The organism is Nonomuraea glycinis, assembly GCF_035920485.1.
GTDB lineage: Bacteria > Actinomycetota > Actinomycetes > Streptosporangiales > Streptosporangiaceae > Nonomuraea > Nonomuraea glycinis.
Window position 1 is genome coordinate 1,727,235 of sequence record NZ_CP109166.1, and the last position, 15,022, is coordinate 1,742,256.

Below are 15,022 nucleotides of genomic sequence, written 5' to 3' on the forward strand. Positions count from 1 at the left end.
CCGCTGACGCCTGGTTCAGCGCGGGGGGCGGACGCCGACGCCGTCGAGGTAGGTCGTGAGGAACGGCAGCTCGGCGACGCCGCCTACGGCCGCGACGTATCCGTCAGGACGGACGAGCGCCCACTCCCCCGGCGACAGCCCATAAGCACTCTGTACGTGGCCGCCGGTGTCGAGGATGTCCCGGCCGAGGACGTGGATCCGCAGGCCGACGCGGAGCGCCGGGAGTGCCGTCTCCTCGACCTCGTACCCGATCAGCGTCCAGTGCGGCCCCTGGAAAAGGCTGAACAGCCGCGTCGCGAGCCCGCCCGCGCCGGTCGCGGGGGCGTCGGGGGCCCGGTCGCCGGCCTGGACGCCCTTCTCGCGCGGCGGTCCGCCCACCGTCAGGGGCGAGTCCGGGTAGCCGAGGTCGAGCTGGCTCACCTCGCGTCCGCGACGGAGGTCACGCTTCTGCGCCGCTTCGAGCAGCCGCTCCGACAGGCCCAGCACTTCCTGCGCGATCGGCCGGCGCTCTTGTTCGTACGTCTCCAGCAACGACTCCGGGGCGCCGTCGAGCACGGCGGCCAGCTTCCAGCCGAGGTTGTAGGCGTCCTGGATGCTGGTGTTCAGTCCCTGGCCGCCGGTCGGCGGGTGGCAGTGGGCCGCGTCCCCGGCCAGCAGCACGCGCCCGCGCCGGTACTGGCCGGCCAGCCGGGCGTTCATCTCGTAGACGGATCCCCATACCACCTCGCGGATCACGATGTCGTCCCGGCCGGTGCGTTCGCGGAGCAGCGCGGTGAGCCCCTCGGGCGACAGGTCGACGTCGACGCCGAAGGGGACGGCGGCCTGACACTGGAACAGGTCGGTGCCGTACAGGGGGCACAGTGACACCTGCGCCTCCTTGTCCTGGTCCCAGCGGTGCCAGAAGTCCCACGGGAGGCCGTCCACGCGCACGTCGGCCACGAGCGCCCGCACGCCGAGGGTCTTCCCGGGGAACTCGATGCCGAGGGCCTTGCGCACGAAACTCGATCCGCCGTCGGCGCCGACCAGGTATTTGGCACGCACAGGCCACCCGCCTTCGATCGTGGCGGTGACGCCGTCGGCGTCCTGCTCGAAGCCGACCAGCGCGTGGCCGTACTCGACGGCGTGGCCGAGCTCGGCCAGCCGCTCGCGGAGGCGGCGCTCGGTGAGGAACTGGGGGACGAGCAGGGGAATCTGGTACGGCTCGGCCGGCGTCGGCTCGGTCCGTTCGCCGGCTGCCCGGTCGACGTGGCCGTCATCGGTGTAGAGCCGCGCCAACGGGTACTCGCCGCCGGAGGCGACGATCCGGTCCACCACGCCGAGGTCCTCGAAGACCTCCTGGCTGCGGGGCTGGATGCCCTTGCCGCGCGAGCCGGCGAACGGGTGCGGCGCCTTGTCGATCAGGCGGAAGCCGACGTTCCTGCGGGCGAGGTCGATGGCCAGGGTCAGTCCGGCCGGACCGGCCCCACAGATGATCACATCGGGTGACATGGCGTACGTCTCCTTCGGGGGAAGCTCCTTTGCAAACATGTGTATTTTGCACATAATTTGAGGTGTTAGTCAATCAATCCTGCTCGTGAAGGGCTTCCAGATACATGCACGGAGAACGCATCTTGCCATGGGGTCGCTGTGCGACCATGCTGGAAAGGCGAGGTCACGGGTATCCTCGCGGTGACACCTCCCCCGTTCACGTAAGGCAGCTGTAGCGAGCATGGTCTCCAAGCACCGCCGGCAGGTCGCGCTCCGGCGCCTGCACGAATCCCTGATCGACCTGGTCGCGTTCACCAACCTGCCCCGCGGTGACGAGGAGCTCATCGCCGAGGCCGGGCTTGAGCTCGACCAGGCCCTGTTCCGCCTGCTCGTGGGCGTCCAGCGATTCGGGCCGATCAGCGTGGGCGAGCTCGCCGGACGGGTCGACCGCGACCACACCACCGTGAGCCGGCAGGTGGCCAAGCTCGCCGAGCTCGGCCTGATCGAGCGGCGATCGAGTCCCGTGGACAAGCGGGTCAAGGAAGCGATGCTCACCGACGCGGGCCGCCGGGTCACGGACGCGCTCGACGCCGCCCGGCGGCGGCTCAGCACCCCCGTGTTCGAGCAGTGGAGCGACCGGGACCTGCTGGAGCTCGAACGGCTGATGCGCCGCTTCGCGGACGACCTCCTCTCGATGTCCGCCATGCCGAAGGAGACGGACACCTGACCTACCGGCGGCGCCTACCCCCGCCGGCGCCCACGCCGAGCTCTTCGGCAACGCGCGTCTCCGGGGTCGTGGCCGCCACCACCAGGGCCGCGAGCGCTACGGCGACGAGGTAGAAGCCAGGGGCCACGGCCACCCCGGTGCTGTCGACCAGCCAGGTGCCCACGAACGGAGCCGTGCCGCCGAAGACGGCCAGGGTCACGTTGTAGCTGATGGCGGCGCCCGTCACGCGGGTCGCGGCGGGCAGCAGCTCGACGAAGAAGGTGTAGCTGCCGCCGCCGTAGACGGCCAGGGCCGCGGCCAGCAGCACCTGCCCGATCACCGCGCTGCCGAAGGAGCCGCCGGCCACGAGCATGAACGCGGGCAGCCCCACGGCGGCGACCGCTGCCGCGCCGGCGATCAGCATCGGCTTGCGGCCGAAGGTGTCGGACAGCCGGCCGCCGATCGGCAGCAGCATCGCGAACGTCAGCAGCGCCACGGCGTTGGCCGCCAGCGACTGCGTCAGGCTCAGCCCGACGACGGTCTGCAGGTAGGTGACGAAGTAGCCGGCGAGGAGGTAGAAGCCGAGGCCGGACAGCGCCATGACGGCGAAGATCTGGCCCAGCCGGACCCAGTCGCCGCGCAGGCTGCCCCGCAGCGGGGCGGCCTCGATCGCGTCGCTTCGCTGGAGCTCCCGGAACACCGGGCTCTCCTCGGTGCGGCGGCGGACATAGACGCCGATCAGCGACAGCGGCAGCGCCAGCAGGAAGGGGACGCGCCAGCCCCACGCGGCGTAGGCGGTGTCCGGCACCGCGCCGGAGATGGCCATGATGATGACCAGCGCGATGACGGACGCCGCGGCGGTCGCGGCGACCGTGATGGCGATCCAGGTGCCCCGGCGTTCGTACGGCGCGTGTTCGAGCACGAACGACGGCGCGCTGACCGCCTCGCCACCCGCTGAGAAGCCCTGCGCCAGTCTGCACATGACGAGCAGGACGGGGGCCATGATCCCGGCCGCGGCGTGGGTGGGCAGCAGGCCGATGAGCGCGGTGGCCACCCCCATGCACATCAGCGTGGCGTACAGGACCTTCCGGCGGCCGGTGCGGTCGGCGAGCGCGCCGAAGAACAGCCCGCCCAGCGGCCGGGCGACGAACGCGACACCGTACGCGGCGAAGACGGCCAGCAGGCCGGCGACGGGGTCCTGGCCGGGGAAGAACGCCTCGGCGATGGACACGGCCGAGAAGCCGTAGATGGCGAAGTCGAAGAACTCCACGAACTGGCCCGCGCCGGCCCCGAGCAGCACCCGGCGCTGGGCCGCGGACGTGCCGCCCGGGCTGATGAAGTCGCGGATCATGGAGGGGTGAATCCTTCTCCTCAACGGTGCCCCCGGCTCCCGCTTTGGCGAGCCCGGTGGATAGGGTCCTCTCCCATGGTCGACTGGGTGCGCCTTGAGCTGGACGTTGACGGGTTCGACGACGCGGACTTCGAACCGTACCTGGTGCGAGCCCGTGACTCCGGCGTCGGCTTCACCACGATGGCCGAGGCGGGCGACACGGCGGCGGGGCATCGCGCGCTCTACGACCTCAACCGGACCTGCTCGGCGGACATCCCGGACCGGGGCGAGTTCTACACCTTTGACGACTACGTCGCCCAGCGCATCAAGGTGCCATCGTACGATCCGGCGGGGATCATTCTGGCCACCCGCGAGGGGGCGTGGATCGGCATGTCCTCGACGTCGTTGCACCCGGCCGAGGGGCAGGCGTTCAGCGAGATGACCGGGGTGCTCGCACCCTACCGGGGGCGGGGGCTGTCGCTGGCGTTGAAGCTGCTGGCCATCCGCTTCGTCCGGGCGGCCGGTTACCGTCGGCTGGCGACAATCCACCACCCGCGCAACGCCTCGGCGATCGCCATGAACCGCCGCCTCGGCTTCGTCGACCGGCCGAGTTGAGCGCGGCGACGTACGTCGCCTGTCGCTTGAGCGGGGAAGTAGTGACGTACGGCGTCGTCGCGTGATCAGCTCTGGTCGCGCGGATTCGAGCGGATGGCGGGTGGGAAGCGCAGCACCCAGCGGCGCTGCCACGGCGTCTCGACAGCCCGGCGGTGGTGATGCTCGCGCGTCCAGGCGACGGCGTCGGCCGGGTCGATGCCCGCCAGGACGGCGAGGCAGGCGACGACCGTGCCGGTGCGTCCGACGCCGCCCCCGCAGGCGACCTCCACCGCAGCGCCCGCCTGCGCCCGCTCGTGCAACGCGCGGATCTGCTGTACGGCCAGGTCACGGTCGCGGGGCAGCAGGAAGTCGGGCCACTGGATCCACGTGTGCGGCCACCGCAACTCGCCCTCGTGGCGACGCCGGAGCCCGTCGGAGCCGAGATACAGGCCGAAGTCAGGCGTCGGCCCCGCCGGCAGTGGATAGCGCAGGCCCCGGCCGCGAATCCAGGAGCCGTCCGGGAGTTGGAAGGCACCTGCGAGCGAGTCGCCTGCCGCGGTGTCCCTAGGGTTTTGCATCGGGGTTCTCCTTGCTTCTCTCATCGGGTGACCCCGCCCAGCCGGTGCCGTGCGCGGTGATTGGCGACGTTGAGCCGGTTACCGCACAGGTCAGGCATGCAGTAGATGCGGCGCCCCCCGCGACTGGTGTCGACGAACACCCCGCGGCAGCCCGGCGCGACGCAGGCACGGAACCGGCTGTGCCCGAGGGCCCGGACGGCGCCGAGCAGCCCGACGCCGATGAGCGCGGCCAACTCCTCGGCCAGTGACGCCCCCGGCGCGGTCGGCACGTACCACTGCCACCGCCCGCCGGCATCGCGCTCCAGCACCGGACTGAGCCCGGCCCGCCCGCCCAGCACCGCAGCACCCGCGACAGCCTGCTCCTCCGTCTCGGTCTCCACGATGCCCCGCGCCTCCCGCCGCAGCAGATGAACCTCCCGAACGTCGTGGCCGGTCGGCGGCCCATCCGCCAGGGCATCAAGGCGCACCTCATGCCCCACAAGGAACCGCACCAACGCGTCAGGATCCGGCAGAGCCTCCCCGTCCGTGCTCCGCACAGTGGGCGAGGTATTGGCCAAATCCCCAGCCAGAGCCGCCCCCACCCCATAGTCAACGACGGAGATCCGCATACCCCACCCGCCCCCTGTAACCGAATAAATAGAACTATAACCCTTACATCAGGCAGAGGCGACGGAGTACTCCACAGGCAACGCACATCAGCTGGCCACGTACGCGATGCACAGCCCATTCGAGTTGACTGGCAGGCATGGGAGAGCAGGCGCGACCAGGGGGCCCGACGGCGGAGCAGGTGTTGCTCGGGGGGCGGGTCAGTGGGGCGGTTCGGGTTGGGGATACGGTTCGGCGGCCGGTCGGTCCGGGAGCTCAGGGTGATCCTCAGTTCGTCCATGAGCTGCTGATTTTTCTGGAGCGGGCTGGATGGGCGGGCGCTCCCCGGTTTCTGGGGGTGGACGGGTGGGGGCGGCAGGTTCTGAGTTTCCTGGACGGGCACGTTGCCTGGGACTGGGAAGGTGGGCAGCCTGAGGCGGTCGGCGGTGATGCCAGTCTTGCCCGGGCCGGCGCGTTGGCCCGGGAACTGCACGACCTGACCGCCGGTACGGCGCTCGCCGGGGAGAGTGAGACGGTCTGTCACAACGATCTGTGGCCGGGGAACATCGTCTACCGCGACCTCGGGCAGGGGCTGCGGCCGGTGGCGTTCATCGACTGGGATCTCGCCTCGCCCGGTGCGCGGATGCACGATGTGGCCCGGCTGTGCTGGCAGTACGCCGGATGGTGGGAAGGGAGCGACCCGGCCGAGGTGCGGCGGCGCTCCCAGGTGATCTGTGCGGGGTACGGCCTGGGCGACCGGTCCGAGCTGGTCGAGACCGTGCTGTGGTGGCAGGACCGCTGCTGGCGGGGGATCGATCAGGCGGCCGAGGCGGGGGATCCGGCGATGGTACGGCTGCGCGACTCCGGCGCGGTCGAGCAGGTCAGGGCCGGGTACGCGTGGGTGGCTCGGCATCGTGCGGAGCTCCGTTGAGCCGGTTGCGCTGATCTCAGCGTCGGGCCGCCTCAGCTTCAGGGTTCGCGGGCGGAGAGGTATGCGTCCAGGGTGGCGGCGCCCTTGAGCATGGCGCGGCTTCGGGTGGACAGGCGGGTCTGCCAGTCGCGCAGGGTCGACTCCAGCGGGGCGACGCCTCCGGCCGAGCGGACCTGGGCGAGCAGCGGGGCGATCCGCTCCAGCAGGTAGCCGCCCCGCCTGAGCTGGTGGGCCAGCCGGACGTCCCGTACGTCGGCCGCGCTGTAGATGCGGTAGCCCGTCCGCGGATCGCGGCGCGGCCGGACCAGTCCGGCTTTCTCCCATTTGCGCAGGGTGGCCGGGCGGATGTCGAGCCTCCTGGCCAGGGGGCCGATGAACGTGTCGCCGCGCTCCTGCGGTACGGGCGCCAGATCGCGGAGCGCGGCTTCGACGGCCTGAAGGGTGCGGCGGTCGTCGAGGAGTTGGCCGTGGCTCTCATCGATGAGGCGCAGCGCGTCCTCGGTGGCGCCCCGGTTGACCGCCCGCATGATCGACGTGGCCGTGCGGTGACCGTGCCCGGCCGCGAGGGCGAGGAAGGCGCGCAGGGCTTGCGCGTGCAGCGGCGTGTAGGTGCGGTAGCCGTGGGCGGTGCGTTCGGCGGCGGGCAGGATGCCGGCGTCCTCGTAGTTTCTGATCGCCTGGGTGGACAGGCCGTGCTCGCGCGCCAGGTCCACTGGCCTCATGAATGCATCCCCGATTGAAGGTCTGCCGCGACGATAGCGGGGGTTTTCCGGCAAAGTTTACACCGTAAGTTCAACGATACCGTTGAAGGAATGGATATCAATGACACGGCCCGGCCGCTCGATGGCGCGGGCGTCTCGGCGTTCCTCCGGTCGCTTCCCGAAAGGCCTCTGCTGCTCGGTCTGGGCGAGGCCAGGCACTTCGTGGAGGAACTGGGCGAGGTGCGCAACGAGATCTTCCGGCACCTGGTCGAGCACGAGGGCTACCGGTCGTTCGCCATCGAGAGCGACTGTCTTATGGGCCTCGTGGTGGACGACTACGTCAGGACGGGCGCGGGCACGCTCGACGACGCCATGGACCGCGGCTTCAGCCACAGCTTCGGCGCGTTCCCGGCCAACCGCGAGCTCGTACGCTGGATGCGGGCGTACAACGACGAGCATGACGAAAAGGTCCGGTTCTTCGGGTTCGACGGCCCGCTGGAGTACTGGGCGGCGAGCCCGCGCCAGGCGCTCACCGGCCTCTATGCCTTCCTGGAGGGTCCGCTTCCCTGCACCAGGGAAACCCTGGACACGCTGCTGGGCGCCGACGAGCAGTGGTCGAACGAGGCGGCGGCCATGGATCCGTCCCAGTCGATCGGCCGGACCGCCGACGCCCAGCGGCTGCGGCTGATCGCCGACGACCTGGTGGCGCTGCTCGACACGCAGGCGCCGCGGCTGGGCGCGGAGGACAGGGAGCGGGCGGCACTGTACGGGCGCACCGCCACCGGCCTGCTTCGCTACCACTACTGGATGGCCGACGCGTCCCCGGCACGATGGGGCCGGTTGTCGGCCCTGCGGGACGCGATAATGGCCGCCAATCTGCGTGCCCTCGCCGAGCACGGTCCGGCCCTGGTCTTCGCCGGCAACCTCCACCTGCAGCGGAACAAGAGCCTCATGTCGTTCGGCGACCAGACGCTGGAGTGGTGGGGCGCGGGGGCGATCACCGGGACGTACCTGGGCGACCGGTACGCCTTCCTCGCCTCTGCCCTCGGCACGGTCGGCGACGACACCCCGTCCCCGGACACCGTCGAGGGCCTCCTGGCCACGCTCCCGTGGGACCGCGCTCTCATCGACGCCGGCCGCCTGGCCGAGGCCGTCACGAAGCCCGCCCCGCGCATCTCCCAGGATTTCGCCTATTTCCCGCTGGACCCGGCCCAACTCGACAAGATCGACGGCATCGTCTTCCTCAAGGAGGCCGTGCGGCTGAAAAAGCTGGGTTGATCAGTCGCGGGTGCCATCCGGCCGGTGGCCGTAGCGGCCCGGGGTGCAGCCGTACTCCTTTCACCGGCCGCAGCCGCCCCCACCACATAGTCGGTGATCAAGATCCGCATACCCCACCCGCTTCCCTGTGATCGTTCAAATAGCACGAAAACCCTTACGTCAGGTAGAGGCGACGCGGTACATGATCACGGAGAGCAAGGAGGCGTGTAGTCTCTGCCAGGCACGTACACGTGCCATTCTTCCCTCGACAGTGCCGCTCCTGAGACTTTGCAGATCTGCTGGGCGGCCCAGTCGGGATCGAGTCTCCACAGCCGGAGCGACGAGTTCGACGCTCCGGTCGCGAGAAAGCGATCATTTTGGGTGAACGCGATGGCCCCAACCGATGCGCCATGTTCTCTGAACACGGCATAGAGGATCGGTTGTGCAGGATTGTGTATATCCCACAGGCGGACGGACTGGTCCTGTGATCCGGATGCCAAGCGCTTTCCGTCGTGGGACAGAGTCAGCGCGAAAACGGCGCGAGTGTGTCCTCTTAGGACTGTGATGATCTTCGGGCTGGAAGTGTGCGTGACATCCCACACGCGGACTGTTCCGTCGACTCCACCGGTCGCCAGGGTTTTACCGTCGTCGCTGAAAGCCATCGTTATGAGCTTCGCGGTATGGCCGTGCAGAGTTGCCAGTTCCTTGGGGTGGCCGGCGTCACGGACATCCCACAGCTTGATCGTGAAATCGTCGGACCCGGTGGCCAGTACGGGCCCCACCGGGCTGAACGCGACCCCTCCACCGAGATTCTGCCGATGCGCCGCCCATTGTGCCTTGACCACCGGATGCCTCAAATCGGTCACGTCCCAAAGCTCCGCCATGATGCCGTGGGAGAGAGCGAGCAGGTGGCGGTCATGACTTAAAGACACACCGGAGAGGCTGGGAGACGTGCCCGGCAGGGTCGCGGTTTTGATCACACTGACCGCTTCGGGACGAGACACATCATGGATGTCCCAGAGCTGTGAGGTGCCGTCGCTGGAGGCCGTCGCCAAGAACTTCCCGTCTGGGTGCAATGCGACTCCCTTGATCCAGCTACTTTGTCCCTTGAGTATGGCCAGCGGGATCGGGTGCAGTGGATCGGTGGTGTCGGCGAGCTCCACCGAGCCGTTGCCGGAGGCGTTGGCCAGGATCCGGCCGTTTCGTGTGAAGGCCACTTGCATAAGGTTCCCGCCGCTGTAGAGGCGTCCGAGTCCGCCGATCGCCTGGATGTCAGCGGTGTTCCACAGCCGGACCAACGCGTCGTCCGAACCCGTCGCGAAGAGCCCGCCGTCGGGACGGAACACGATGTCCGTGGCTCCTCCATATTGCGTGATTGCACTCATGTGCCGGGATTGAAGGCGGTCGCTGATGTCCCACACACTGATACTGGTGCCCGACTTCGTGGCGGCGTAATGGCCGTCACCAGTGATCGCGACACCGGACACGCCATCGGTGAAGCCCTCCATCCGGGAGATGTAGGTCGGCAGGGACGGTTTCCCGACATCCCAAAGGCGTACGGTTTTGTCGTCCGACGCTGTAGCGAGGGTGTCCCCCGCCGAGTCGAACGCCACCGCTCTCACCGCGCCGGTGTGCCCGCGCAAGGTTCCTACCGTGCGCGGGTCGGTGGTGTCGCCGACGTCGTACAGCGCGGTCGTCCCGTCGGCCCTGCCGATCGCCAGTATGGAGTCGGCGCTGATCGCAAGAGTCCCGACGGAGGACTTCGACGACACGACATCGTGGCCGATGGGTTTGCGGGGATCGTCGACATTCCACAATTTCACCGTCGTCTCCCCCGAAAAGCGGACGAAAGAAGTGGCGAGGATCCTGAGCCGGGGGCTGAACGTCACGGCAGAGTAGCGCGCCACTTTGTCGAGGGCCTCGCTGGGAGCCTTTCCACCTGCGCCGGACGCGTTGAGCCTGGACAGTAGTACTGGATGAGACAGGTTCGAGACATCCCACAGTTCGATCGTCCAGTACAGCCCGCTGACGGCCATGAGCTTGCCGTCTCCGCTGAACGCGAGTCCTGTGATGCCACCGATGGAGCTCTTCACCGTGCTGGTGAGATCGGGCTGCGACGGATTCTTCACGTTCCACAGGCGCACGCTGGAATCTTGGGAGCCCGTGGCCAGCGTGACCCCGTCCGGGGTGAAAGCGAGGCGCGAGACGGATCCGTTCTGCCCTGCGATTCTCATACCGGGATTGAGGTGAGCCGCGGCGATAAGCGCTCCCTTGGTCTCAGGGGTGTCCGCGATACGGAAGGCCGTAAGTCCTAGCTGCGCACGTAAGGTGAGGTCGCTGAGAGTGTTGGTAGACCCTGCCAGTTGCCCAGCGACGGCGAGGTCACGCTCTTCGGCGTTCTGTGCCGCCAAGCGCAGCGCGGCGAACCCCGCTCCTAAGGCGCATACCAGAGAGATCGCCAGGATGGTCACGGCACCTCTCCGTAGTCTTCGCTGCCAGGCGCTCTGGGTGATCCCCTGCCGGAGAAAGTCGAGTGCCGGCCCGGGGAGATCATGAAATTGATCAGCCGGGATGGCGGCCTCGGCGGCGGCAAGCCGGCGGCCGGAGTAGAGATAGGCGGGATCACGATTATGGCGTTGCCAGATCTCGGCGTCCTCCGCGAGACGTTGGGCGGCCAGAATCCGGGCGCGGTCGTTGGAGATCCAATTCTGGAGCTGTGGCCAGGCCTGAATGAGCGCCTCATGGGCGATCTCGGCGGTGTCCTCGGTCACGGTGACCAGGCGGGCCTGCACGAACTTCGCCAGCACGACCCGTTCCACCGCGTCAGAGTCGGGGGGCAGTTGTGACAGCGGCAGACGGCGCCGGGTTTCGGTGACTTCGCCGACGTAGACCAGGCGAAGCATCAGCCGGTGAGCGATCTCCTGCTCCCCGACGAGAAGATCGCCGAGAGTGGCGTCGGCTGTCACGGCGAGTGAGCGCCTGATGCCGCCGACCGCACGGTAGGCGGCCAGCGTGAGAATACGCCCATCGCGGTGGCGCCAGGTTTCCAGCAGGGCGTGCGACAGCAGAGGCAGGGTGCCGATGTCGGAGCTGCCCGCAAGGTCCTCCAAGAGCAGATCGACCAGGCCCTCCTCCATGGACAGCCCGGCAACGCGAGCTGGTCCCTCAATCGCCTCCCGCTGTTGGACAGCTGTCAGGGGAGTGACGAGGAGGGGCCTGCTCATGGCACGTTCCAGTTCTGGGAAGGTAGTGCAGGCACCGAAGAAATCGGATCGCAGGCTCAGTACGACAGTCGCGGGTAAGTCTGTGAGTTTCCGCAGGAAAGCGGCACGTTCCGCGTCAGTGACGGGCGCAGTGAACAACTCCTCCAACTGGTCGACGATGATGACCGCCCGGTCGGGCAACTCATCGTGCGGCAGCCGTCTGTCCAACTCTCCGAGCGGGTCACCGCCCGGCATCATGATCATGCACTGCGACCCGAGCCGGCCCAGTTCGGGCGCCAGGCCAGCGCGCAGCAGGGAGGACTTGCCGGAGCCCGAGGGTCCGGTGACGACAAGGAGACTCTCACGAAGAGCCCTGTCGACGAGCTTCGCCGTTACCTCCTCACGTCCGAAGAACAAGGCCATGTCCTCGGGTCCGAAAGAGGCCAGTCCCCGGTACGGGCTCTCCTGGTCGTCCCCGTCCACCAGTGGCGGAGGGGGAGGCGGGTTCTCGGCGAGATAGGAAAGGTTCGGTGCCAACGGAACCCGATCCCCGAGGTCAGCCACCTCCCGGTAAGGCAGCGGGAACCCCTTGGCCGGAAGTGAGCGAACCAAGGATCGGTAGAGATAGTCCAGCGTGAGTAGCGGCGGTCCCGCAGGGTCGCCCTCGGTCAGCACCCTGATGAGTTCCCCGCTGAAAGCCGTATGCCGGTTCCCCGAAGGCGCGAACGATCGCACATGGTGGCTACTGGACGCCAGCAGATAGGCACCGGGTGCGCGCACGTTGTCGAACCCGCGATACAGACTGTTGCCACGCGAAGCCTGGGCCATGCCGGAAAAGCAGCAGTCGAGGGCCACCACGACGCGTTCGGCCGAGCAGCGGGCCAGCGTCCGCTTGAGGGTGGCGTATGGCAGGGTCTCCAGCAGCGGCACGGCATCCACCGACTTGTTGGTGGCGTGGGTCGCGAGATGTAGGTCCTCGCCTAGATCGTCCTGCAGGCCGTGCCCGACATAGTAGAACAAGAAGACATCGGAGGCCCCATCCATCGCTTTGATCAGCGCAGCAAGGAGCGTCGCGGGATCGGCTGGGTCGACAAGTGTGACGAGGTGCGCGGGATCTAGTCCTCCCACACCGGTCAGACAGGCCGCCAGGTCCTCGACGGTGGTGGCGACCGACGGGACGGGGGTGAGCCGAGAACCGTCGACGTAGCTGCCTGAGCCCACGATGAGCGCCCTGGCTCCGCTGGCACCCAGCAGCAGCGTCGGCTCAGTCGCCATCGGCCCGCTGCTTGGACAGCGCCGCCACAACCTTCTCGGTGAGCAAGGCGATCTGGTCGGAGTCCATGGTCGACAGCCCCTTGGCGGTCAGCTCGATCTCCTTGCCGTTCTGGTTGAGCCGTACGGTGAACTCGCTCGAACGGTTGCGCAGCCAAGCGATCACCACACTGGCTACACCGCCGATCGTGCCTCCGGCGCCCAGCGTGATCTGCAGCATTTCGATGATGGGTCCGAGTGTCTCGGGGAGCGGCTCTCCCTCGACGATCCGTGCCGTACATCGCAGCCCGCGATCGGCGGCGATGCGCGCGTACAGGCCGCGCAGCTCATTTCCGTCGCCCGTGGGCGCGGTAACCGTTAACTCCATGAGACCTCCGTGTCATGGGACGCTTCGGGGCGGCCGGTCGACGGCAAAACGATCAACACGATCAGGTAACTGGCGCCCGGCGCGTATAGCTCAGGTAGAGATCCTTTTTCCACGCGGACGCGGAAACATCGGCGACCACCCGGTCCATATGTCCACTGAAATTCATAATTGTCACGATATAGTCTCCCGAATCGGCCATAACGCAGAGGAGATGTGCCTCATCCCACCAGCCCAGCGTCTCCTCGGCCTTAATGGGAACGCGACTGATGCTCCGCCCGGTCCGGGTGTCCCAGACGCAGATATTCTCCTCGACCGTGCTGGAGCACTGGGTGACGAACCGCTTGCCAGAAGGAGAGAAAGCGTCCTCTCCGCCGGCAAGTACGCCGACCCTTGACATCGTCCGCAGAACCCGGCCGTCAAGATCGAAAAACCTGACCCCGTCCTGATGACTCGCCACAAGAGAGCGGCCACCGGGAGTCCATCGCAGGCGGGCATCCTTACTCATTCCCGCCACGGTCACAACCCGGGTCGTGCGGAGGAGAGCGTCGACGATCACGAACCCGGTCGCCCGTCCCCCCGTCACGACCGTGGCCACCACTCGACGACCGTCGCGGGACCAGTAGGGGGCGACGGTTTCCATGGAGTCTCGCACCGTACGAATGCGCACCGTCTCGACATTGGCCCGGTTCAAAAAGATCATGCCATCATAGCCGTGGGAGAAATCCTTCGGAATCGCCACCACCTTGCCGTCGGTCGGGGAAGCCACTACGTCGTTGTACTCTGGCTTTTTGGCGAACCGGTCATCGGCGCCCCGGAGGAGCCGCAAAGGTTCTTTGCCCTTGTAGAGGTTGACCGCGGTGACCAGGAAAGGATCATTCGGCCGCTCATGCAACGTGATGAGGATGTCGGGAATGGGGATGTGAGTCTCGACGATCGGCCATGGATCGGCGGTCACGGCCGCTCCGAAACCCGGCACGGAGATAACAACACCGAAGACGGACGGCAATAACCTTCCGGGAAATACCACAAGCGCATATTACTTCCGCATCGTGCGGCTGTCGTTGACCGACTCGATGAGCCGGCGGACCTTCTTGGAGTATCGGCTCGCCGAATCGGCGTTTTCTCGCGTGTGAACGAGGGCCGGCCAACCCACCAGGACGCTCCTAGCAGGTGTCATCCGGCCGGTGGCCGTAGCGGCCTGGGGTGCAGCCGTACTCCTTGCCGAAGGCCGCGACGAAAGCCGACGGGCTCGCGTACCCCACGCGCCGCGCCACCTCCCCCACCGGGTGCGTGTCCAGCAGCACCCGGGCGGCGCGCAACCGCAGCAGGGTGCGCCACCTCGAGTACGACATCCCGAACTCCCGGGTGAAGTCGCGCTGCAGGGTCTTGACGCTGATGTGCAGCCGTGCGGCCCACTCCTCCAGGGTGATCGCGGCGCCGGGGTCGTGGGACATGGTGCGGGCGACCTCCATGGCGAAGCCGGGGCCGGTGGCGTGGTGGCCGACGTAGGCGCGGGTGGTGGCGCCGAGGCCGGACAGGATGCGGGCGCGGGCGGTCAGTGCCTCCGGCTCGGCGCAGCCGGGGCGGGCGAGGGTCTGGATGAGCCGGGCCGCCTCGGCGTCGATGGACACGGCGCCGGCGCGCAGGCCGTCGAGCGGGGGCGGCACCTCGCGCAGGCACAGCCGGTACACGCTCTGCCAGTCGCCCCCGCGCACCTCGTGGCTGATGGCCCGTTGCGCCCAGAACGCCTCCCCCTGCCCCACGAACTGGGTGTCCGTCCCGTAGCGGGTGGACAGCACCCCGTCGGGCGACCAGTAGAGCTGGTGCAGGAAGTCCTGCCGCCGCTGGCCGAACTCCAGGACGCCCGCCGCACGGTATCGGATCACCAGGATCCCGTCCGGCCGGCCGAGGCCGTAGCCGTACTCCTCGCAGGACAGGGGGTCAGCCGGAGGGCCTGCCAGCGACATCGGATGTCCTCCCAGCGACATCGCAGCCAATTTAGGTAAGGATAACCTAACCCTCGCTAGATGC

13 protein-coding genes are annotated in these 15,022 nt (G+C 68.1%); 4 read left to right on the top strand and 9 right to left on the bottom strand.

The window, feature by feature from the left end; genetic code table 11:
• Nucleotides 1–15: 15 nt before the first annotated feature.
• Nucleotides 16–1,488, bottom strand: a complete 1,473-nt coding sequence (locus tag OHA68_RS07950) for an FAD-dependent oxidoreductase (protein ID WP_327107031.1) — start codon at nucleotides 1,486–1,488, stop codon at nucleotides 16–18.
• Nucleotides 1,489–1,708: 220 nt separating this feature from the next.
• Between OHA68_RS07950 and OHA68_RS07955 the strand changes: the two genes are divergently transcribed.
• Nucleotides 1,709–2,194 (top strand): MarR family winged helix-turn-helix transcriptional regulator, encoded by a 486-nt coding sequence (locus OHA68_RS07955; RefSeq protein ID WP_327107032.1) that lies wholly within the window; start codon nucleotides 1,709–1,711, stop codon nucleotides 2,192–2,194.
• 1 nt (nucleotide 2,195) lies between these two features.
• Here OHA68_RS07955 and OHA68_RS07960 read toward each other — a convergent pair whose 3' ends face one another.
• Entirely contained in the window at nucleotides 2,196–3,524 is a 1,329-nt protein-coding gene (locus OHA68_RS07960; protein ID WP_327107033.1) for an MFS transporter, read from the bottom strand.
• Between the two features lie 75 nt (nucleotides 3,525–3,599).
• Here OHA68_RS07960 and OHA68_RS07965 point away from each other — a divergent pair, with 75 nt between their 5' ends.
• Nucleotides 3,600–4,118: a GNAT family N-acetyltransferase gene (locus OHA68_RS07965; RefSeq protein WP_327107034.1), complete on the top strand. Its 519-nt coding sequence runs from the start codon at nucleotides 3,600–3,602 to the stop codon at nucleotides 4,116–4,118.
• A 65-nt stretch (nucleotides 4,119–4,183) separates the two neighbouring features.
• Here the strand turns inward: OHA68_RS07965 and OHA68_RS07970 are convergent, their stop codons facing one another.
• Together OHA68_RS07970 and OHA68_RS07975 are read right to left on the bottom strand one after the other, a co-directional pair.
• On the bottom strand, nucleotides 4,184–4,675 hold the full coding sequence (locus OHA68_RS07970; protein ID WP_327107035.1) for a protein-tyrosine phosphatase family protein: 492 nt from the start codon (nucleotides 4,673–4,675) through the stop codon (nucleotides 4,184–4,186).
• A 20-nt stretch (nucleotides 4,676–4,695) separates the two neighbouring features.
• The gene (locus OHA68_RS07975) at nucleotides 4,696–5,283 is read right to left on the bottom strand and encodes a CGNR zinc finger domain-containing protein (RefSeq protein WP_327107036.1); all 588 of its coding nucleotides are present in this window, start codon (nucleotides 5,281–5,283) and stop codon (nucleotides 4,696–4,698) included.
• A 452-nt stretch (nucleotides 5,284–5,735) separates the two neighbouring features.
• Between OHA68_RS07975 and OHA68_RS07980 the strand changes: the two genes are divergently transcribed.
• Nucleotides 5,736–6,191: a phosphotransferase gene (locus tag OHA68_RS07980; RefSeq protein WP_327107037.1), complete on the top strand. Its 456-nt coding sequence runs from the start codon at nucleotides 5,736–5,738 to the stop codon at nucleotides 6,189–6,191.
• A 38-nt stretch (nucleotides 6,192–6,229) separates the two neighbouring features.
• Here the strand turns inward: OHA68_RS07980 and OHA68_RS07985 are convergent, their stop codons facing one another.
• A complete protein-coding gene (locus OHA68_RS07985; RefSeq protein WP_327107038.1) occupies nucleotides 6,230–6,913 on the bottom strand; it encodes a TioE family transcriptional regulator in 684 nt (227 codons plus the stop codon).
• A 90-nt stretch (nucleotides 6,914–7,003) separates the two neighbouring features.
• Between OHA68_RS07985 and OHA68_RS07990 the strand changes: the two genes are divergently transcribed.
• Entirely contained in the window at nucleotides 7,004–8,170 is a 1,167-nt protein-coding gene (locus tag OHA68_RS07990) for an erythromycin esterase family protein (RefSeq protein ID WP_327107039.1), read from the top strand.
• Nucleotides 8,171–8,355: 185 nt separating this feature from the next.
• Here the strand turns inward: OHA68_RS07990 and OHA68_RS07995 are convergent, their stop codons facing one another.
• From OHA68_RS07995 to OHA68_RS08010, 4 genes are all read right to left on the bottom strand, one after another.
• Nucleotides 8,356–12,627 (bottom strand): caspase, EACC1-associated type, encoded by a 4,272-nt coding sequence (locus OHA68_RS07995; protein ID WP_327107040.1) that lies wholly within the window; start codon nucleotides 12,625–12,627, stop codon nucleotides 8,356–8,358.
• Complete coding sequence (locus OHA68_RS08000) at nucleotides 12,617–12,991, bottom strand: effector-associated constant component EACC1 (protein ID WP_327107041.1); 375 nt, start codon at nucleotides 12,989–12,991, stop codon at nucleotides 12,617–12,619. Before OHA68_RS08000 ends, OHA68_RS07995 begins: the two co-directional genes overlap by 11 nt.
• Nucleotides 12,992–13,052: 61 nt before the next feature.
• Nucleotides 13,053–13,946 carry a WD40 repeat domain-containing protein gene (locus tag OHA68_RS08005; RefSeq protein WP_327107042.1) on the bottom strand — a complete coding sequence of 298 codons (894 nt, stop codon included), beginning with the start codon at nucleotides 13,944–13,946 and terminating at the stop codon, nucleotides 13,053–13,055.
• Between the two features lie 208 nt (nucleotides 13,947–14,154).
• Nucleotides 14,155–14,979: a helix-turn-helix transcriptional regulator gene (locus OHA68_RS08010; RefSeq protein ID WP_327107043.1), complete on the bottom strand. Its 825-nt coding sequence runs from the start codon at nucleotides 14,977–14,979 to the stop codon at nucleotides 14,155–14,157.
• Between the last annotated feature and the right edge of the window lie 43 nt (nucleotides 14,980–15,022).